Raw genomic sequence first — 20,332 nt, forward strand, 5'->3', positions numbered from 1 at the left:
TTGTCGGCCGGGTCGAACAGGTTCTGCCCGCCGGTCTGGCGCTGTCCGCGCGTCAGGGCCCCCAGGCTGTCGAGCCGGCGGGCGATCGTCGAGGTAAAGCGCAGCTCGCCCTTGCAGTCGGTGGTCACCGGGCGGAACAGCGGTGTGGAGGCCTGATGGGTTCGGTGGGTACGGCCGAGCCCCTGGATCGCGCGATCGGCGCGCCAGCCCGGCTCGAGCAGGAAGTGGACGCGCTGCTGCTGGTTCTTGGCGTCGAGGCTGGCGTGGTACGAGCGCCCGGTCCCGCCGGCGTCGGAGAAGACCAGCACGCGTTTGGTGCCCGCCATGAAGGCCGCGGCCTCGACCTGGCTGGCGCGGCCTGAGCGCGTCTCGACCTTCTGCCGCCCGTCGGAGGTCGGCACCAGCCGCTTGGAGCGACCCGTCACCTCGGCGACATCGTCGGTGCCGAAATGCTCGATCAGCGCGTCGAGCGCCGACTTGATCGGAGGCAAGCCGCAGATGTGCTCGAGCATGGCCTCGCGCGCGGCGATCGCATCCGGATTGTAGACCGGGCATCCCGCCTCGTCGGTCATGGGGCGCGAACGTACGGCTCCGGTGTCGTCGCTGTAGGTCTCCATCTGGCGCGTCGGGAACGCACGCTGCAGGTAGTCGGCGATATATTCGGTCGGTGACAGGTCGATCGTCGGATCGGCGCGCTCTTCGGCCGACATCTGACCGAGCCGGCGATCAAGGATCGCCTCGGCCGTCGTCACCAGTTGCAGCACGACCGATTGGTCGGCCTTTAGATGCTGTTCGATCGCGGCGATGACCGTCGGTAGCTTCATCGCGAGCAGAACCTGGCCGAAGAAGCGCTGCTTGCACGATTCCAGCCGCGAGCGCGCGGCCGCCTTGGCGCCGCTGTTCAGCGTGCCGCCCTCGAGTGCGTCGACGACGTCGGTGAGCTTCAGCGCCTCCTCCATGTTCCGGAGGATCACGCTCCAGGCGTTCGCGTAGGTGTCGTAGATCTCGATCTGCTGTGGCGTCAGCTCGTGCTTCAGTACGTCATACTCGACGCCGGCGAAGCTGAGCGCGCGCGCGGTGTAGAGCCCGAGTGCCTTCAGGTCGCGTGCGACCAGCTCCATCGCGGCGATCCCGCCTTTGCGGATCTCGGAGATGAACGCTTCGCGATTGGCGAACGCCGTCTCTGGTCCCCACAGGCCCAGTCGCACTGCGTACGCGAGGTTGTTGACGTCCGAGGCGCCTGTCGCAGAGGCGTAGAGCACGCGCGCGTCGGGAAGGTGGTTCTGCAGGAGGACGCCACAGATGCCCTGCTGCGAGCCGTCCTTCTTGCCGAGGGCGCCCTCGCCGCCCGCTACGCCACCCATCTCGTGCGCCTCGTCGAAAGCGATGACGCCGTCGAAGTCGGGTCCGGCCCAGTCGAGGATCTGCTGCAGCCGGCTGTTGTCGGTGCGCATCGAGCGCAGCGTCGGGTAGGTGACGAACAGCACGCCTTCGATGAGGCGGATCGGCTCGTCGATCTTCCAGTTGGAGACCGGCTGCACGTCGCCGGCCAGGCCGCCGAGCGCCGACCAGTCGCGTCGCGCGTCTTCGAGCAGCGGCTCGTTCTTCGTCACCCAGATGTGGCGACGCCGGCCCTGCAGCCAGTTGTCGAGGATGGAGGCGGCGACCTGGCGGCCCTTGCCGGCGCCGGTGCCGTCGCCGAGGAAAAAGCCCTTGCGGTAGCGGCGGCCCTCCTCGTCGATGGCGAGGCCGACGCCTTCCTTGGCGAGCTTGAAGGTGCCCGGCAGAAGCTGGTTCCAGGCATGTCCGGCGTAGATCACGGTCTCGAGCTGAGAGTCCGACAAGAGGCGGTCGGAGACGGTGCGCTCCGGCAGCAGCGGGATGTGCGCCGGGACCGGGGCGGGGATCGAGCCCATCGCCACGGATTCGACCAGGGCCGTCGGGTGCTCTCCGGCCGCTTCGAAGCCGATCCGGCTCGGCCGGTACGGCAGATAGACACCGACCTGATCGGCCAGCGGAGCCGGCGCGGCCAGCGTCGTATAGCCGACCGGCAGTACCGCGTTGCGGACGGGAGCATAGTAGGTTCGCGCGACGGCTGGCGTCGCTGCGCGTGCGGCGCCGAACAGGGTGACGACGGGCGGCGCCGGCTTCGCCACGGCCGCATCACTCACGAGCTCGGCTCGGGCAGGTACGGTGATCGCGTCGAGGAAGTCTAGAACAGCCCGGCGCTGGATCACTGTGTGCGACGTCCCGCCCGTGACCTTGTCGATGACGTAGAGCCTGACCGCGATGTCGGTGCCGTGCTTGCGATAGCAGCTCTCGAGCCGCAGCGAGGTGCGAACCGTGCATCCTGTCAGCACCGCCTCATAGGCGGCCTTGAGTTGGGCACTCGGGGCGAACCAGTCCGGCATGATGGCCACGACGCGGCCGCCCTTCGCGACCCGGCGGATGGCGGCCTGCAGATGCCGCAACGCGGCCAGGTTGTCGGCGCCGCGGCCGACGCTCCGCGAGAACGGTGGGTTCATCAGCACGACCGTTGGCCGTTCCAGCGAAGCGTGCAGGCTGACGAGGGCAGCGCCGTCGTGTCCGGTGATGATTGCGTTGGGGAAGACGCTTGCCAGCCGTTCGCGGCGCTTGGGATCGATCTCGTTGAGCTGCAGCCCGGCGTGATGCGGCACCTGGACCGCCAGCAACCCGTTGCCCGCGCTCGGCTCGAGCACGATATCGTCCGGCGCGATCGCCGCCATCACTGCCGCAAGCGCGCCGATATCGATCGGAGTCGAGAATTGCTGGAGCTCGATCTGCTCCTCGCTACGGACTGTCTGCGTCGGCAGCCGTTCCATTAGAGCTGCGGCATGCGGCACGCCGGCGAGGGTCGCGAGCGGGTATGGCTGGCGCGCGACGTGCAGCGCGAGCGCATGCTCGAGCATCTCGAAGCTGGCGCGCTGGGTCCACCGGCCATCTGCGTCGGTTCCGCCGAAGGCCGCGGTCATGGCGCTGTTGAGGTCTCGGCGCGTAATCGGCAAATCGCCGGCGAGCAGCTCGGCGATCGTCAGCGCGGCCGGGCGGTCGCTCACCGGCGGCAGATCGAGAAGGTCGGACATGGAGGGCTCCCTTGGTCAGACTGCCAGTCCGGCAGCTCACCTCCTTCCTCCCCCTCCCCTCTCTCTCGCCTCGAGCGCCTCGGCCCAATCGTTGAACGGCGCGGGGGGAAAGTCCGCTTCGATCACCCGCTCGTCGGTCGCATAACGGGCTGCGCTACGCGCGACCGAGCGCCGTCCGGCCAGGTCGTTGTCGCCGGCGAGGATCAGCTTCGTCACCGTGGACGGGATCGTCAGTACGTCGAGTCGGCGCGAGCCGAGCGACGCCCAACACGGCAGCCCGCGCAGCAGCGACCACGCGCGCGCGGTCTCGAAACCCTCGGCTAGGCCGATGGTAGGAGCGAGGCCACCCCCGCGCCAGGCGCCGGATCCCAGTGTCCCCAGCGTCGCCTTCTCGGTGTAGGACGCACTCCCCGGGTCGAGGAAGATCCGCTGGAACGCGACCAGGCGCTGCCCTTCACGAACCGCCACGAGGAGAGCGGGCTTGAACACAGTGCGGGGCTTGGGGCCAAGTGGACATCGCGGATGGAAGCGGACGTCGGTCGGCAGCGGCAGAAGGAAGCGCGAGGCAAGATAACGCTCCGCGCAGGTTCCTGGCACAGGGCGAGCCTCGTTCCAGAGCCTGTCGATGTTCGCCGTCCCTGTCGCGCGAGCTGGTTCCGGGGCCTCATAGCGGCGCCCGAGTGGAACGCGGTCGAGCTCGCGCAGAACATCGATGGGGTCGCAGCCCGCGAAGCACGTGACGAGCAGACCTCGATGGCCCTGGCGAAGCGAAAGGCTGGGTGTGCCATCGGCATGCGCCGGGCAGCGGCACGTCGCCACGTTACCGTGCCACGTTCCTCCCAGCGCACCGACCAGGTCGACCAGCTTCTGCGACGGTCGATTGGCGATCAGCGTCATGCCGGATCTCCCTCGCGCCGCATCGTCTTGGCCAGTCGCGCGATCAGGAAGTGTGCGTCTCGGCCGGCGAAATACTGATCGATCGCGTCGTCGTCGAGGAGGACAGTGACGCTCCCGCGGCACTTCGTGCGGCTTCGGACGTAATCTGCCAGTGCCTCTCGCGCGGAGCTCTCGCTGGGGTGAATATCGGTCTGGTCGTGACCGTCGTCGTCGCGGATGAAGAGCAGGTAGCGTTCCATGGCGAGCGGACCTCGTATTTGGCCGCCTGTACCGGCGAACCATTACCGAAAAGGATGTCGGGCCACCCGAGCAGCCCATCCCTTTCCCCCCTCTCCGCTCCTCATCTATCCCCGTAAAATCAGGGGTGATTTAGTGTCAGCCGCGTTTACCCTGAGCTAAGCCGGTCAGGTTAGGCTGCTCAGGAACTAGAATCGATCGGCGCTTGTTTGTCGACGCGCGGCCTTGAGAAGAGATGTGCATGTCACAGTTTTCGCCAGTCGAGATTGCCAACTGGGTCGCGATCTATCTGGCGGCCGGTATCTGTTGCGCGATTGCGATGCTGCTCTCTGTCAGCGTAACCGCGCATGGTCTCTGGCAAGACAAGGTTTGGCAGGATGCACGCACCATCAAGGGTGCGGCACTCCTTCTGCCCAAGACCTGGTGGCGCTGGCAGAAGCTCTATCTTCTGTCGACGCCGGTGACGCTCGGGATCGTAGGCTCCTTCGCTGCGACCATGAGCTGGTCCTGATCGCTATAGCGCGAGCGCCGCGGCGATGCGTGCCGGCGCTGCGTCATCCTCAATGTCGGCCGGGGTGAGGCTCAGCAGCTCGCCCATATGGCGCATGCGTGGGTGCGTGATTGCCTTTGCGGCGTGATACTCATCGGTGTCGAAGCCCATTGCCTCCACCACGATCGTGCGCAACTCGCCCGTTACCCGTGATCGACCTTCCAGCACGAAGTCGGGGCGACAGGGGCCGTCTGGCGTCATCGTGTCGAACAGCGGCTTGCCGATCGCGAGATCGATGCCGCTGCCGCGGAGCATCCGCTGGGTCTCGAGGATCCGCTTGAGAACCTTCCGCTCAAAGTCGGATTCGACGGGCACGAACAGGCGCCCGCTGTAGATCGGCTGCGCATAGGCGCGGAGCGGTGCGTAGCCATGCGCCTCCGGGTATTCGCCGGCGACAACCAGGACGAGGAAGGGCCCGCTGATGCGGTTGCCGCGGATCGACGGTGACTGGACGCGGTTCGCGATGTGGACCGGTAATCCGTCTGGGACGTGGATTTCGTGGCCTTGGATAGCCGGCGCGTAGAGGAGCACGAAACCCTGCGGCGCGTGCGCCTTGGGCCAATTCGGCGCGAGGCTACGCAGCGTCGCATACACAACATTAGCCTCTAGCGGCCGGGCGTGAGTCCATAGTGCGCGCGCCAGCTCGATCCCGGGCGCAATCTCGATCTTACCCGCCGCTCGGATGATGGCGGCGAACCCCTCCTTTATCGACCAGTCAGGGCCAACGCCTAGTGGAGGCACGCTGTTCGAGCCCGCGGTGTCCATCAGCCGCCAGAGCAGACGAGCAAGCCGCGGGGTCGAGGCGTTGCGTGTCCTGTCGTCGTTGCTGTCTTCCTCGGGACGCTGGGCAAGCTTCTCCGGCGCCGGCCTGAGCACCTCGAAGAATCCCGCCGGTGGATCCGTCGGTTTGTTGTGGGAGCGCACCTCGGTGATGCGGTTCGTCACCTGGTCCCGGAAAAATGGGCACTCCGGACGATGTTCCGGCCGCTTCTCGCTCGTCAGGCGCCGCAGATAGTAGGTCTCGGCCTCCGACAGGAACGCCGGAGTGAGGATAGGTGGGCGCTTGTCCGCGCCGAGGCAGCTGCAAGCGATCCATCGATGACCGATACGTGCGTTCTGGACCAGCGTGATCCCGGCCTGCTCATCATGGAACGACCCCTCGCCCACGTACCATCGCACCAACGCCTCGCGGAGTTGAGGCGGAAGTGGGATGCGATTTGGGCCCTGTCCGTCAGTGTCGCGATGGATCAACCACATGCTCGAAGAGACCTTCCGGCACGGTTTCGAGGGCAGTTTCGCCTTGGTTGGCCGTCTTGACAAGCTCGAATAGCTTCTGCCCACTCCTCTAAAGCGACGATTTCAGGAGGTTATTGTGCGGCGAGCGATCGTTCGAGCGGCCCTAATAGGTGTGGTGCTGACCGGCACGGCGAACGCCGCGAACCGGAAGCAGCAGTCGTCCAGACGGGTCGAGTTGATCTCGATGACTGCTTTACCGACCGCGGAGAGCGACGGCGTCGCGGTGCCATCATCCGACGTCGGGGTAGATACGGCCCTTCCTGCCGAGTTCGCCGTCCACGATCTCAGTCGACGGTACGTCGAGTATCGTATGAAGCGCGAGCTGGGGGGTCTCGTAGAAGCAGCGCCTGTGTCTCAGGCCACGTTCGCCGAGATTCCGACCTCGTCATCGATCGCAGTGCCTGGGTGGATGCGGGCGAACATGCAGACCTTCGCGGCGCCCGCCTTTGTTCCAGGCTGCGCGCCTTTGGCTTACCGACCGTCCGGCTTCCTCTCTCGAGAGGCCGAAGGTCGGCGCGCGGCTTATTACGGCATGATGAGCTCGATCGCGTGCGAGCATGGTATCCCGACGGGCTTGTTCGATGCGATGATCATTCGGGAGAGCCGTTACAACCCGCTCGCCGTCTCACCGAAGAACGCGTTCGGCTTCGCGCAGCTGATGCCCGCTACCGCGGCTGGGCTCGGGGTTGATCGGCTCGATCCGTACCAGAACATGCGCGGCGGGGCGCGCTACCTGCGCCAGCAGCTCGACAAGTTCGGCCGGGTCCAGTTGGCGCTGGCCGCCTACAATGCCGGTCCTGCTCGGGTTCGCGACGGCCTTGTGCCCCGGATTGCTGAGACCCAGGCTTATGTCACCGACATCATCGCCAACTGGTCACGGCTAACCGCCTCGCCGGGATCCCCTGCGCTCCGCTCACCCCTCCCGCAGTCACCTCGCCGATCAATCTCGGTTTCACAATTCTGAGTTTCGCAACTTACGCTGCGAGCATACGAGTGCTGTCGCCTTTACGAGGCCGCATCACAACAACGCTACGAACCTTCTTTCGCTTTCGGCCAAGGCTATCGATCGCGGGCTCGTCCTCTATGATGTCACGGAGTTCAACACGATACTCAGGGATGCGATCCTCAGCCTCAATCTCCTTTAAGGTGTTCTTCAGCTTTTTGATTGTGGCGCTGGATCCAATCTTTTGAGCGAAACGCTCGATAGGCATTTCATGCTCGTCCTCCCGGGCGTAGCAGTGTGCAAGCTCATAGAGCCGGCGTTCATAAAGGCTCAGGCGGAAATAGTCGTCGTGATACTGATAGATCTCGCGGTCTCTCGTGATCGCGCGATAAAGCCACTCGCAGAGAATGACTTTGACGAACTCCAACTGTTCGGAGCCGTCAGGCATTCGCCGGGTCGTCGAAACCGCTTCCGAGAACCAGGAGAACCAGCCCTTGCTGCCAGCGTTGCCAGTTCGGATGTTCGTCTTGATCTGTGTGCCTTGCAGTCGACCCAACGCCTCCTGGAAGCGATCATAATCCCGCTTTGAGGGACGCGACACTCCGGTTGCTCGAAAGAAGTCGTGCGCCGCAAAGATGACCGCATTGTCGACCCGCTCGCCCCGCCGGTGGCGAGCGTTGATGTGCGAGATCGCGTAAAGAACAATCTCTTTGTCGTACATAGTCGCGATACCGCCACCGCTGGGACGGATCTCAATGCTAATGCCCTCGATCTCGTGAACCTGTGGCTCGGTCTGCGGCTTCTTCGCAAGCGAGAAGAGCGGATAATCCATGATGCTTCGTTCGCCCCGGACCTTGCCCTGAAGCGGGCTATCAAGGTCGAGCAGGTTGAGTTGTGCATTATCGGCTGTGCTGACCGCTCCCATGGCATTCCTCGCATGTCGATGATTGTGGTTATAGCTCGAAGCTACGCGCTGGGGGAGGGTCGAGGCGACAGGGTTCCTAAAAGCACGAAGATTCGAGCCCTTTTGGAGCGATGTCGACGGATTCTCCACCGGGAGGAGCGCTCCACTGCATAGTTTTTGCGCAGGCTCGTGCTTTTAGGAACCGTACCCCAAATCGAACCGTAACCCGTGGAAATTGGCCGCTTCGGCAACGACAATGCCTGCCCGCGCCACCTGCGGATCCGCCGCTCGCTCCAGGCGTCGGATGATCGGCCACGCTCTGCCGGGTATCATCTCGTCGGCCAAAAGACAGGGTTCCCAAAAGCACGAGGGAATTTGGCCGTTTTCCGGTAGGAATGGCAATATTGCGAGGGTTGCAGCGCTCCCAGACGCTCGAGAACTGCTGGTAGCTCGTGCTTTTAGGAACCCTATCGCGGCCCTCCCGGACCGCGTTCACGTCACCGCGACGCATCCGGTCGGCGAGCTTCCGTCGCGCGGCGGAGCAACCGATTCGCGATCAGTCCGATGCTACCTTCGGGAGCGCCGACGGCAAGCGCGCGCATACCGTCGCTTCGTGTTCGATCTTTCAGGCCGAACATGGTCTTCCCGAGCCGGAGGTCGGCGTTGGTTGCCTTCTTGGTCATGCCGCGCAGATACGCGCCCGGTTGTACCACCTCCCCAGCGCGGTACTTTTCGACGGTCGCGATCACCGCGGCCGCTGCGCCGCGCTGCCCCATGACGCGGCAGGCCTCACGCCATGCCGATGAGGCGATCCGGTGCTGACCGCTGAGACGTTCGGCGAGCGCGATGACGTTGCCCCACGTCGCAGGCGCGTAATCGAGCGATTGGAGTAGCTCGGGCGCCGCCTCCCGGATGAAGGTAGGATCGACACCGTGTTTCTCTAGATCGCTTTCCACTTCGGTCTGAGGCTGGGCAAGGCGGATGTCGTAATCTCCACTACTCTTCATCGCTAAGCCGCTACTGTGATCTGCGTTAGCAGATTGGAGTTGAGTTGTAGTTGTAGAGGGGGTGTCATCCAAATCGCCCGACCGTGAACTTTCATTCAAAACCGGAACCAACGTCTCTGCAGCTAGAGTCCCCTGAAGAGCAATCTCGAGAGCGCGACGCCGTTCCTCAAGCTGCTCAACGCAAGCTTCAATCATTGAAATGTCGCGGCTGCCTCTGATCCGTTCAGCCGCTATGCGAGCCAGCGCGATCTCGTCCTCCGGTTTGAACCCGCGATACGCCACGTCGAGCGCGGCCTGCGCTATCGAACGAATGCCTCGTCGGGCCGAAGCTAGGCGCCGGGCGAGCTCGTCAATGCGCTTGTCCTCGGCAGCACCACGGGCCGCGACGTCGAGAAACTCGCGATATCGGGCTCCCATCGGGCTGAGGACGATCCCGTAGGCCCAGACGATGTTACCATTACGATCGCGGTGACCGCCGCGGTTGCCGTTGGGGCTGTCTCGGAAGGTGACGAGGCCGAGCTCTTGCGCCTTGTTGAGGATTTTCTGAACCTGCCGAACCGAGATGCCGAGCAAGTGCGACAGCTTGTCGTTGCGCGGCCAGACGGTCGGAATGTGCCCGGTGCGCCAGTCCTGAGGCATCGACCAGCTGAACATCAGGTCGATTACCTGAACAACGCGACCAGGAAAGCCAAGATAGACGGCCGCCCTTTTCATCGCAGAAAGGACGTGCGCCGGCGTGGTATCTTTTTCCAGGCCGGAAAATTGATCAGCTACGGCCAACGCGGCGGCGTTATGCTGATCGAAGCGGCGCAGGCCCGCCCCTGGGCGTTGGGCGCAAGCGGTCATTCGGTTCTCCCTGACGGGAGCCCGTGCGGACAAGCAAAGCGGTTGCGCGAGCCGGCGCGCGGTGGCGTTGCGATGTCGGGAGAAGCCGGCTAAGGAATAGTTGCTACACGCCTCCTAGCGACGTCTCGGAAAGCCCGCCTTAGCGTCGGGCGTTTCTTGTTTGCACGGGTCTCCCCTTTGTTTTGGTTTTACCGGCCGAGCGGACGGCAGCGAGGTGCGGATCGCAGGAAGTCTCGCTGAGGTGGAAGCTAGCGGCTGAGCACTTGGCCGTCGCGAAACAAGTTTCGTGCTTTTAGGAACCCTGTGCTACTTTTGTTCGTGCTTTTGAGAACCCTGTCCGGAAGCGGCTCGTGCTTTCAGGAACCGCGTCTCGCCGGGCGCACGTGCTTTTAGGAACCCGGTTCGATCGCCGACTCGTGCTTTTAGGAACTTTGCCCCGCGCCGACTCGCGCGGCGCTTCGATTCGGCCTCGTGCTTTTGGGAACCCTGTGCGACGTCGACAACCAGGATGCGAGTTCTCGTCGTGCCTCAGGGAACTCTGTCGCCTGCGCTCCCACGACACGCCTTGCTGAACACCGCCGCGTTCAAGGAAACCTTATCCATCGTACCTCGCGTAGGTCGCCTGACCACGCCGGTTCTGGAACGCGCCGATAACCTAACCAGCGGAGGAGACTGATTTGGCTCCAACACAAGAAACGGCCAAGCGCTCGCTGATGTGCGAGGGTGTTGAAGCACGCACACAAACGATTAAGATCATTGATCTTTCAGAGCATGCGCCGGTCCCACTCGCATGTACGGTCTGCGCTCGCCTCAGAAACGCGAGCAGCGTACCCCCTCGACCACTATTATTGTCAGGAAAACGCTTTCCGGGCAGAATGCTTTTGCCGACGCTAGCTGTTGGACTAGTATCTGGTATGATCGATGCGGTCGTCTTTGCGGTGCATGAGGTCAGTGTAGAGGTCCTTAAGCATCTCAAAGATCGCCTTCTGCACCTTTAAGCCATGTTCGCGGCGAATATCACCAAACTCCAGCCCTTCGACGACGTCTACAAGCGAGGCTATTTTAGTTGCAAGGCCGCCGAATACAACGGCGATGAGGCTTACGACTATCTCCATTTCTCGGCTTGTGACCGGAGCCTTGTCCCGAATTACTTCCTGTGCAAGCGCAGCCTCAAGCTCGCCGACGCCGAGTGAGGCGAGGATCCTATGAGCCTCGACCATGGTGATCGGGAGCCGATCCTCTTCCCTCAGTATGCGATTGATACGGCTGCGGCTGTACCCGGTGCGCGCAGCTAAACCTCGTTGACTAACGCCAACGTTGTCCATTTTCGAGACAATGAAATCCGCAATCGTGTAGGGTCTACTCGACGTCGGGTCAACTTCATGCTGAAGTAGCTCCATTTGCCTATCCCTCCCGGATGACGACCTGCAGAGATAACCGCATCAACTGGGTTTGCAAACCTGCCGCAAACGGCATTTTAACATATTCAGGCGCTTCGGCTCGTAGCTAGCGGATTGGAAAAACATTCTTTTTGGTTCTTTTAAGCGATTTCTTGTATCGCGCAGCGGCCTCGGCCGTAAGGCCGAGTTTTGTGAGCACCTCTGTCTTGTTTTCCTCCACGACCAGGTCGTACAGGAGTAAGGATACGGCATCACTGAAGCCCACTGAAGTACCAAGAGCTTCCTTGAGGATCTCAGCTGCCTCTTCGATCGACGCAGCGCTTGTCTCAAGGATTGTAAACTGGAGCTCGATGTTTCCCTGAGATGGTATGATGGCCAAGTGCTCTCTCATATCCTCAGCCGTGTAATAATCACGCAATGACCTGCCGCACTCGGCACGCCCATCAACTACCTGCTTGAAGGTTTGATGAACGCACTTTTTGTTAGAAAAAAGGCGCACGCCTTCGGTCGTCAGCCGAAAGTAGTAGTCTGATACCTTGAATCTGCACTCTCTTTCCTCGGCCGACATCTTCGCGCCTCATCCCTTTTCCCAAGCTGCTCAGGTTTCGATCCCGAGCTGATCCCCTCAAAGGACCACCCTACGCTCATCAACGGCGTTGCGCAGCCTCCCCCGCATGTCTCCTGTCGATTTCACGTCAGGCACCGACAAGATTCCGCCGTTAGTCGTTCGCGGAAGGGCGTGGCTCAGATCCGAGCCATGTTGGCCCGCATGCGTGCCAGGCTGACCCACAATCGGGCCAACCTGACCCAAATATGGGTCAGCACCTCAAAGCGCCGGGGGGAAAATGGGGTCGAGCAGTTAAATAAGTCGGCCATCACAGAGTTCCGCGGCGTTCGATGTTGCGACCCCACGCCACGCCGAGCCAGCCTTCCTTTGGGCGCGCTGAAATGCGCTCAGCCAAAGGAGACTCTGTTATGAAGACCCTGCTCAAGATGGGCCGTCGCGCCGAGACGGCCGCGCTGGCCACGCTCGGCGTGGTGGCCACCGCGGCGGTGATGGCCTCGCCGGCCTTCGCCGGTGCCGACGGCACGTTCAACACCGCGCTGGATGCCTTCACCGGCTTCCTCGAGGGTTCGGGCGGCAAGATCATCACCGTCCTGTCGCTCGCGGGCGGCGTGGTCGGTCTCGCTTCGGGCCGCTTCTCGCTCGGCCAGGTCGCGATCCCGGTCGGCGTGGGCGTCGGCGCCGGCACCGGCGTTCCGATCGTCACCTCGACGGTCACCGCAACCATCTGACTCGACCCGGGGCCGGCAGAGATAGCAGCTCCGCCGGCCCCGTCACTGAAGGTGGCGTGATGTCAGCCGACAAGTACGTGATCCCATCGCATCTCGACGATCCTGAGCTCATCGGCTTTTGGACGCTGGACGAGTTCCTCGCGATGGTCATCCCCTTCACTTGGGGGATCCTGTCCCAACACATCGTCATCGGGATCGGCTTGGCCATCTTGGGATGGTGGGCGCTTCGACGTGCCAAAGCCGGACGGGCGACTTCGTGGCTGATCCACTTGGCTTACTGGCACCTGCCCGGCGGGTTTCCGTCGCTCAAGGCCACGCCACCTTCCTACCTCCGACTGATGGTGGGCTGACATGGATTTCTCCTACCAGCACGCGCAGAGCCAGCGCGTCCTTCGCCAGCGCAATCTCCTCGGCATGACCGCCCTTCTGCTGGCGGGCGCCGTCGCGCTCCTCCTTCTCATGTCTGCGACACGCAGCCGCGAGATCGTCCTGCAGCCGGTCCTCGGATCGCCGGTGACGGTCTCCAGCTCCGGCGTGTCGCGCGAGTATCTCGAGCTGGTCACCCGCGACACCGCGGTGCTGACGCTCAACCGGTCGCCGGGCAGCCTCGATTATTGGATGAAGTCGGTCCTCGCGATCGTCTCCCCCAAGGCGCAGGGCGCCATTAAAGCCGACCTCCTCAAGATCGTGAGCGAGCAGCGCGGCTCGAGCATGAGCCAGTTCTTCACGCTCGAGGGCATGGAGATCGACGCCAAGCACCTGCAGTCGACTGTGACGGGCAAGCTCAGCACCGTGGTCGGCCAGAAGGTGGTCTCGAGCGAGCCACGCACCTTCGTCTACGACTGGGAATATTCGGGCATGAGCCTCAAGCTGGTCGGCTTCAGCATGGTCCAGCCCAAGGGCAAGCTGGGAGGCGCGCTGTGACCGCCCCGCTCTACGCCTTCGGCAGCGCCGCACTCGGCACGATGCTCGCTTCGCGCACGATGTGCTGGCTCAGCCGCATCGCTGGCGCCGCGCTCATCGCCGTCGCCGTCTTCGTCTTTGCGGCTCCCGCCTTCGCGGCCAGCGACCAGACGCTGATGGTCGCTGACGGTGCGCAGGTGTCGTGTACCGCTTCGGCCAAGGACCTCACCCGCATCAGCCTCGTCGGAGACGAGTTCGCTGGCGTGTCCAAGATCAATACCGGCAACCCCTCTGACGACTTCTCGGTCGTCAACGAGCCGGTGCGCGGTGACATCTACCTGTCGGTGCCCGAGGGCTTCAACCGCCAGACGCTATCGTTCTTCGGCACGTCGAAGCGCGGCTACGTCTACAAGTTTGCCTGCCGCATCGCCGGCGACCAGGCGGTGCAGGTGTTCCTCTCCAACCCCGCGATCGCCAAGGCGGACGCGGTCGAGGCCGCGCCGACCAAGGTCGCTGCCGCCTCGTCGCCCGAGGATGCCGCGGTGTCGCTGGTGCAGGCGATGTACGCCAACAAGTCGGTCGACGGCTACGAGCTGCGCCAGCGCTCCTTGAAGCCGGTCTACGTCGGCGACCTCAAGGTCCAGATGATCTCCGAGTACCGCGGCGAGGCGCTGACCGGCCGCGTACTGCGCATCGAGAACAAGGGCTCGCAGGAGAAGGTCCTGACCGAGGCGCAGGTCGCGCCGTCCAGCGCCCTCGCCGTCTCGATCGCGGAGCCCAAGCTCGCGCCGGGTCGGGTCACGACCGCCTACCTCGTCTCGCGGAACGGAAACTAAGCCATGGCCTTGAAGGACATCTTCTCGCGGAGCCGCAAGCCGCTCGACGGCCCGGAAGCCGCTCCTGCCGCGGACGGCGTGTCGCCGATCGCCACCGAGCTCGACGGCAACACCGAGACCAAGAAGAAGCAGCGGATGCTTCTCGCCGGCGTCGGCGCGGTCGGTCTCGTCGCCTCATCGTTCTGGATCTTCGGCGGTGATGACAGCGCCAAGAAGGTTGACCCGGACAAGCCCGAGCAGGTGAAGGTTTCGGTCAGCGACATGGCCAACAAGACCCTCTCCGAGCAGGAGTGGATGGCGCTGTCGGAGAACCGCTTCCAGTCGACCGAGAACCAGCTGAAGGCGGTCGACGGCACCAACGCGCGGGTGACGCAGCTCTCCCAACAGCTGGACGCCATGCGGGCGCAGAACCAGTCGATGTCCGCAGACGGCCAGCGCGTGCTCTCTGCCTACCAGGCCGAGAACGAGCAGCTGCGCCGGCAGGTCAACGAGCGCGCAGCCGCTCCGCCCCCGGTCCCGGCCGGTCCGCAGGCGATGTACGGCCCGGGCAGCGCTGCGGTGTACGGCCGCGGCGCGGGCGCGCCGTCTGCCGGTCCCGATCTCCCCGCGCCTCGCCTGAGCGAGGTGAAGATCGTGTCGTTCAGCTCCACCGATCGCGGCACCGCATCCAAGATCGCCAAGGGCAGCACGGTATATACCGACAGCCCCAACTACCTGCCCGCCAACAGCTTCGCGACGGCCAAGGTCATCGTCGGCGTCGACGCCGCTGCGGGCGTGAACAGCCAGACCGACCCGCTGCCGGTGGTGCTGCGTATCACCGGACCGGCGCGCTCGGTGCTGCAGAACGGCAAGCTGCTCACCACCAAGATCCAGGGGTGCCTCATCAACGGCGCCGCGCGCGGCGAGCTGTCGAGCGAGAAGGTCTACATCAAGCTGCAGAAGATGACCTGCCCGCAGCCGGGCGGCCGCTACGCCGAGTCCGAGGTGAAGGGCTTCATCGCCTTTGGCGGCAAGACCGGCGTGCGCGGGCGCGTCGTCAGCCGCGAGGGGTCGCTGGTGAGCCAGGCCTTCCTCGCCGGGCTCGTCGGCGGGATCGGGCGCGGCTTTGCGGCCAACACCAACATCGCACTGCAGCCCGGCAACGTCGTGCTTGCCAACGGCAAGCGCCAGCAGCTCGGGCTCGGCGACATTGCGCAGGGCGGTGTCGGCAACGGCATCGGTGAGGCCGGCGACATGGTCTCCAGGTACCTGATCGAGCGCGCCGAACAGTACCAGCCCGTCATCGAGATGCCGACCGGCGTCGACGTCGAGATCGTCTTCCTGGAGGGTGTGTATGTCCGCAACTGACAGCCGTGCTCGAGGCCGCTTCGAAGGCTTCATGAGCCCGCACCTCATCATCGTCTACGGGCTCGTCATCGCGCTTTCTGCCCTCGTCGGCGTGACGGCCTTTGGCGGCATGCGGTCAAACAGCCATTCCATGGCCCCCTGCTCGGAGGGCCGCACGACGACACCCGCAGGGACGCCGTCGCGCAGCGCCGAAGCGGCTCTCCAGCCGGCTCGCATCCTGCTGCCCATCGCCGCTCATCTTCCATCGATCGGGATCCTGGGAGCTGTCCATGTCCGCCATTGATTACATCGCCTTCTGGCGTCTTCGTCCCCGCTTCATCGCGACCATCGCAGGCTGTGCCGCTGTCGTTGGCGTCGGTGCTGCGGGCGCCGCGGCCGACCTTGGCATCATGGCGCCGTCGAACGATAAGGTTGCCACGCTTCTCAAGGCGCGTCTGCCGCGGACCACCGTCTCCAAGGTCGACTGCGGCGTGGTCGATGGGCTCTGCGAGGTGACCGCGGGCAGCAACCTCTTCTATGTCGACCGCTCCGGCCGCTACCTCATGATCGGCCGGGTCTACGACATGGAGACGCGGCAGGACCTCACCGCGACCCGCCTCCTCGAGATCAACCCGGACACCCTCATCGGCGGGGCGGCCAAGGCCAACAACGCGGCCAGCAGCGACGAGGCGCCGCTGACGCGCGGTGCCGGCGCGTCGCCCTCGGCACCCGCGTCGCCACAGCACCTCTCGCTCACGAGCCTGCCGGCAACCGGCGCGATCGTGTGGGGCAAGTCGGCTGGCAAGACGGTCACCGTCTTCAGCGACTTCCGCTGTGGCTACTGCCGTGCGCTCTCCAACACGCTGCGCACCATGAACGTGCGCGTCGTCGAGCGACCGATCTCGGTGCTCGGTAGCCGCGACCTCGCCAACCAGGTCTACTGCGCCAAGAACCGTGAGGAGGCGCTGCACCAGGCCTACGCCGGCGAGCCGCTGCGCAACGCCGGCACGTGCGACACCTCGGGCCTCGACGCCAACGAGAAGTTCGCGCGCGCGCATGGTCTCTCGGGCACCCCCGTCATCGTCCGCTCCGACGGCTCGATGATCGAGGGTTACCGGCCCAAGGAGGCGCTGGCCGCCTTCATCGAGGGAGGACGGTCGTGACGCCCACCAAGCTTGGAGCGCTCGCGCTCATTCTCGCCGGCACCGGCCTTTCCAGCTGCACGACGCTGGGCGGCAACATCAAGGGCAACTTCTCGTGCATCGCGCCGGACGGCATCTGCGCGCCGAGCTCGACCATCGACGATCGCGCGCTGGCGATGATCGCAGGCGAGGACGGCGACCGCATGATTACGCCGGCCGGTCCCTACAGCGCGCCGGCGACAGACGATCGCGGCGGCCAGAGCATCGCGGCCCGCAACGTTGCGGGCGGCTTCCAGTCCGCCGCGGCCACGCCGGCGCGCAGCCAGGAGCGCGTCCTGCGCATCGTCTTCCCGGCGCAGATCGACGCCGCGGGGCGCCTGCGCGAGCAGACCGCGATCCATGCCGTGGTTCAGCGCGGCGAGTGGCAGCGCGAGCTCGCCAGCAACGCCGTCACCACCACGCCGGCCGAGGTCGCGAGCGCGGCAGGTGGCGACACGCTCCTCGCAGCGGTCGACCGCGCGGATCCTCCGATCACCGGCGACATGGACGTGGGCGTGGATCCCGACATGCCGAGCGCAGCCGCGGTCGCCGCGGCGCGCGCGCCGATCGACCCGGTCGGCAACATCAAGGACCAGGTCGCCCGGCAGCTCGCGCGCAATCCGCGTCGGATGCCGGCCTCGACTACGCCGGTCTATCGCCAGTCGCGTGCCCCGATCGCCGCCCCTGCGGCGCCGAGCAGCGCTTGCGCCATCACTCCCACGCAGCGCCCTGCCCCGACCCTGCCACAGGCGCGCACGGCCACGACCCAAACGGTCGGCACCCCCAAGCCTGCCACCCCTCCCCCTTCCGCGCCTACCCGCCCCGCGACGCCTACGGCGACGTCGGCCATCACGGTGCCGACGCACGCGACCCAGGCCGGTCGCACGGCTCTCGCGGCGGTCGGCGCCAACCCGGCCATTCGGGCCGGTCTCGCGCGCGCCGAGCCCGAGGCGCGTGAGGCGGCCAAGGCCAACGGTGTCATCCCGGTGCTGCGCGCGCCCTCGTTCCCCGGAGTGGATCAATGAGCTTCCTGAGCGGCCTGCTGGCGACGATCCTCGGCGATAGCGCCAAGCCCGAGGGTGGGCGTCCCGACACCGCGGTGCCGCGGTTCGTTCACTGGCTGCCGTACCGGAGCTACGATCCCAAGACGCAGATCTTCTACAACAGCGGAACGCGCGGCTTCGTGCTCGAGTGCACGCCCATGATGGGTGCGACCGAGCAGAGCCACGAGATGCTCGCGCAGTTTCTGTCGGAGGGCATCCCGACGCCGGGCGCGCTGCAGGTCCATGGCTGGATGAGCCCGCGCATCAGCGAGCTCCTCTCGAAATGGTATCTGCCGCGCTACTCGGCCGCGGGCGTCTACGAGCGCATGGCGAAGCACCGGACCGATTATCTGCTCGGCGGGGTGTGGAACTCGCTGTCGACCGCCGCGCCCTTCCACATGCGCAATCATCGCCTCGCGCTCTCCTACTCCACGCCGGAGACGAGCCGCGTTTCCAACGAGGAGATCGTCTCCGTCATGGAGGGGCTCGCCTCGACGCTGGAGTCGATCGGTGTCCACTCGCGCGCCATGGATCCCAAGGCGCTCATCACGTGGATCGACGATCTGACCTCGCCGACGACGGCGCCAGGTGACGACACGATCACCTACAATCCATTCGATCCGATCGCGGACCAGGCGGTGCGTCACGACCTCGAGATGAAGATCGAGCCGGATCGCATTCTACTCCGGACCGAGCGCTTCCGTCCGACCGGCAAGACGGTCGATGACGCGCCCGAGATCGGCGAGATCTACCCCGACACGTTCGACCTGCGCTCCTTCTCGGTGCGCAATCTGCCGCAGCGCTGGGCGCCGTGGGACATGGCGAAGCTCATCGGTGACATGTTCGCCGACAAGCTGCGCATGCCCTGCCCGGTCTCGACCAACCTGTGCCTCGATTTCCCCGACGCGGAGGCCGAGGGGCAACGCGCGGGGCGCAAGTTCATGCGCACCACCAGCCTCGCGGACTCCAAGTCGGCGCGCATGCTGCCGCAGCTGAAGGACCAGTCGGCCGAGTGGAAATTCGTCAAGGACGAGCTGCGCCAGGGCCGCAAGCTGGTGCAGGCGTTCTACTCGGTCACCTCGTTCAGCCCGAAGGGCAAGGGGGACTCGAACGAGCGGACCCTAAAGTCGGTGTACCGGGCGGCTGGCTGGGACCTGCTCGACGATCGCTACCTGCAGATCCAGGGCCTGCTTGCCGCCATGCCGATGACGATGGCCAACGGCCTGTCGTTCGACCTCAAGAACATGAAGCGCATGCGCACAGTGCTGACCACCACCGCGGCCAGCCTCATGCCGATGCAGGGCGAGTATCTGGGCGGCCACCAGCCGCACCTCATGCTGGTCGGTCGCCGCGGGCAGCCCTTCTTCTGGTCGCCGTTCGAGAACAGCGCCGGCAACCACAATGTCGCGGTGTGCGGCAAGTCGGGCTCGGGCAAGTCGGTCGCGCTTCAGGAGCTGTGCGCCTCGATGGTGGGTGCCGGCGCCAAGGTCGTCGTGATCGACGACGGCCGCTCGTTCGAGCATTCGGCCAAGCTCCAGGGCGGTGCCTTCGTCGAGTTCACGATGGCATCGGGCTTCTGCATCAACCCCTTCGCCATGATCGATCCGACGCTCGCGGGTCAGGACGAAGACTACCTCATGGACTGCTTCGCGATGCTGAAAAGCATTGTGAACCAGATGGCGCGCCACATCGACAAGCTCAACGACACCGAGCGCGGGTTGATCGACGGCGCGATCAACAAGGTTTGGGCCGAGAAGGGGCGTGGCGGCTGCATCGACGATGTGATCGCGGCGCTCGAGGAAACCGGCAACCCGGTCGCGACCGACCTCGGCATCGCCATGCGGCCATTCTCGAGCGCCGGCACCTACGGGCGTTTCTTCACCGGCGACGTGTCGTTCGAGCTCAAGGCCAACCTCACCGTCTTCGAGCTGTCCGACCTGTCCTCGCGCGAGGAGCTGCGTTCGGTCGCGCTGACCGCGATCATGTTCATGGCGAGCCAGGCGATGCGCCGCGAGGATCGCTCGGTGCCCAAGGCACTGCTCCTCGACGAGGCGTGGCAGATGCTCAAGGGCGGCTCCATGGCCGACTTCATCGAGGCCTATGCGCGTACCTGCCGCAAGTACGGCGCGTCGCTCGTCACCGCCACGCAGAGCATCAACGACTATTACAAGTCGGACGGCTCCAAGGCGGCGCTCGAGAACAGCGACTGGTTCGTCGTCCTGCAGCAGAAGGCGGAGACGATCGCCGACTTCAAGAAGCACGACCGCTTCGAGATGGACGATTACACCGACGCGTTGATGCGCTCGCTGAAGCGCAACGGCGTCGAATATTCGGACGTGCTCATCAAGGGGCCGGAGTCGATGGCGGTTGGCCGCCTCGTCCTCGATCCCTACTCGGCGACCGTCTTCTCGTCCTCGCCGCGCACCTTCGCGGCCATCCATGACCTGCTCGGCCAGGGTCTCACGATGGAAGAGGCGATCGAGCGCGTCGCTTATCCCGACAACCCCGAGAAGTGGAGCGATGTCGCCGACGACCAGCTCCCGATCGCCGCGGAGTGACCGTC

General features: G+C 64.8%; 19 protein-coding genes. 11 read left to right on the forward strand and 8 right to left on the reverse strand.

Features of this window, described 5'->3' with window-relative positions; genetic code table 11:
- From FHY02_RS22095 to FHY02_RS22105, 3 genes are all read right to left on the reverse strand, one after another.
- On the reverse strand, positions 1–3,104 hold a 3,104-nt coding region (locus FHY02_RS22095; protein ID WP_183926431.1), incomplete at its 3' end, for a strawberry notch-like NTP hydrolase domain-containing protein.
- Positions 3,105–3,140: 36 nt separating this feature from the next.
- Positions 3,141–4,001, reverse strand: a complete 861-nt coding sequence (locus FHY02_RS22100; protein WP_183926433.1) for a toprim domain-containing protein — start codon at positions 3,999–4,001, stop codon at positions 3,141–3,143.
- Positions 3,998–4,240 (reverse strand): hypothetical protein, encoded by a 243-nt coding sequence (locus tag FHY02_RS22105; protein WP_183926435.1) that lies wholly within the window; start codon positions 4,238–4,240, stop codon positions 3,998–4,000. The genes FHY02_RS22100 and FHY02_RS22105 overlap by 4 nt, the downstream gene beginning before the upstream one ends.
- Positions 4,241–4,479: 239 nt before the next feature.
- Between FHY02_RS22105 and FHY02_RS22110 the strand changes: the two genes are divergently transcribed.
- The gene (locus tag FHY02_RS22110; protein WP_183926437.1) at positions 4,480–4,749 is read left to right on the forward strand and encodes a hypothetical protein; all 270 of its coding nucleotides are present in this window, start codon (positions 4,480–4,482) and stop codon (positions 4,747–4,749) included.
- 3 nt (positions 4,750–4,752) lie between these two features.
- Here the strand turns inward: FHY02_RS22110 and FHY02_RS22115 are convergent, their stop codons facing one another.
- Positions 4,753–6,045 (reverse strand): hypothetical protein, encoded by a 1,293-nt coding sequence (locus FHY02_RS22115; protein WP_183926439.1) that lies wholly within the window; start codon positions 6,043–6,045, stop codon positions 4,753–4,755.
- A 154-nt stretch (positions 6,046–6,199) separates the two neighbouring features.
- Between FHY02_RS22115 and FHY02_RS22120 the strand changes: the two genes are divergently transcribed.
- Entirely contained in the window at positions 6,200–7,048 is an 849-nt protein-coding gene (locus tag FHY02_RS22120) for a lytic transglycosylase domain-containing protein (RefSeq protein ID WP_311731915.1), read from the forward strand.
- A gap of 10 nt (positions 7,049–7,058) precedes the next feature.
- Here FHY02_RS22120 and FHY02_RS22125 read toward each other — a convergent pair whose 3' ends face one another.
- The 4 genes from FHY02_RS22125 to FHY02_RS22140 all read right to left on the reverse strand — a co-directional run bounded on the left by FHY02_RS22125 (position 7,059) and on the right by FHY02_RS22140 (position 11,752).
- On the reverse strand, positions 7,059–7,952 hold the full coding sequence (locus tag FHY02_RS22125; protein WP_183926441.1) for a replication initiator protein A: 894 nt from the start codon (positions 7,950–7,952) through the stop codon (positions 7,059–7,061).
- Between the two features lie 476 nt (positions 7,953–8,428).
- Positions 8,429–9,784 (reverse strand): plasmid replication protein RepC, encoded by a 1,356-nt coding sequence (repC, locus tag FHY02_RS22130; RefSeq protein ID WP_183926443.1) that lies wholly within the window; start codon positions 9,782–9,784, stop codon positions 8,429–8,431.
- 902 nt (positions 9,785–10,686) lie between these two features.
- The gene (locus FHY02_RS22135; protein WP_183926445.1) at positions 10,687–11,184 is read right to left on the reverse strand and encodes a helix-turn-helix transcriptional regulator; all 498 of its coding nucleotides are present in this window, start codon (positions 11,182–11,184) and stop codon (positions 10,687–10,689) included.
- Positions 11,185–11,290: 106 nt separating this feature from the next.
- Positions 11,291–11,752 (reverse strand): hypothetical protein, encoded by a 462-nt coding sequence (locus FHY02_RS22140; RefSeq protein WP_183926447.1) that lies wholly within the window; start codon positions 11,750–11,752, stop codon positions 11,291–11,293.
- Positions 11,753–12,159: 407 nt separating this feature from the next.
- On the opposite strand from FHY02_RS22140, the gene FHY02_RS22145 reads away from it, so the two are divergent.
- Genes FHY02_RS22145 through traC form a run of 9 tightly spaced genes read left to right on the forward strand, consistent with a single transcriptional unit; the run spans position 12,160 to position 20,327 of the window.
- Positions 12,160–12,480: a TrbC/VirB2 family protein gene (locus tag FHY02_RS22145; protein ID WP_183926449.1), complete on the forward strand. Its 321-nt coding sequence runs from the start codon at positions 12,160–12,162 to the stop codon at positions 12,478–12,480.
- Positions 12,481–12,539: 59 nt separating this feature from the next.
- A complete protein-coding gene (gene traL / locus FHY02_RS22150; RefSeq protein ID WP_183926451.1) occupies positions 12,540–12,830 on the forward strand; it encodes a type IV conjugative transfer system protein TraL in 291 nt (96 codons plus the stop codon).
- Between the two features lies 1 nt (position 12,831).
- Positions 12,832–13,404 carry a type IV conjugative transfer system protein TraE gene (locus FHY02_RS22155; RefSeq protein ID WP_183926453.1) on the forward strand — a complete coding sequence of 191 codons (573 nt, stop codon included), beginning with the start codon at positions 12,832–12,834 and terminating at the stop codon, positions 13,402–13,404.
- Between the two features lie 41 nt (positions 13,405–13,445).
- Positions 13,446–14,219 (forward strand): type-F conjugative transfer system secretin TraK, encoded by a 774-nt coding sequence (locus FHY02_RS22160; RefSeq protein ID WP_183926496.1) that lies wholly within the window; start codon positions 13,446–13,448, stop codon positions 14,217–14,219.
- 3 nt (positions 14,220–14,222) lie between these two features.
- Positions 14,223–15,566, forward strand: coding sequence for a TraB/VirB10 family protein (locus tag FHY02_RS22165; RefSeq protein ID WP_183926456.1), 1,344 nt, complete (start codon positions 14,223–14,225; stop codon positions 15,564–15,566).
- Positions 15,553–15,849, forward strand: a complete 297-nt coding sequence (locus tag FHY02_RS22170; RefSeq protein WP_183926458.1) for a hypothetical protein — start codon at positions 15,553–15,555, stop codon at positions 15,847–15,849. Before FHY02_RS22165 ends, FHY02_RS22170 begins: the two co-directional genes overlap by 14 nt.
- The gene (locus tag FHY02_RS22175) at positions 15,836–16,708 is read left to right on the forward strand and encodes a DsbC family protein (protein ID WP_183926460.1); all 873 of its coding nucleotides are present in this window, start codon (positions 15,836–15,838) and stop codon (positions 16,706–16,708) included. Before FHY02_RS22170 ends, FHY02_RS22175 begins: the two co-directional genes overlap by 14 nt.
- Positions 16,705–17,751, forward strand: a complete 1,047-nt coding sequence (locus FHY02_RS22180) for a conjugal transfer protein (protein WP_183926462.1) — start codon at positions 16,705–16,707, stop codon at positions 17,749–17,751. Before FHY02_RS22175 ends, FHY02_RS22180 begins: the two co-directional genes overlap by 4 nt.
- Positions 17,748–20,327, forward strand: a complete 2,580-nt coding sequence (gene traC / locus FHY02_RS22185; RefSeq protein ID WP_183926464.1) for a type IV secretion system protein TraC — start codon at positions 17,748–17,750, stop codon at positions 20,325–20,327. The genes FHY02_RS22180 and traC overlap by 4 nt, the downstream gene beginning before the upstream one ends.
- The last annotated feature ends 5 nt before the right edge of the window (positions 20,328–20,332 follow it).

Source organism: Sphingomonas sp. BK069 (assembly GCF_014193405.1).
Lineage (GTDB): Bacteria > Pseudomonadota > Alphaproteobacteria > Sphingomonadales > Sphingomonadaceae > Sphingomonas.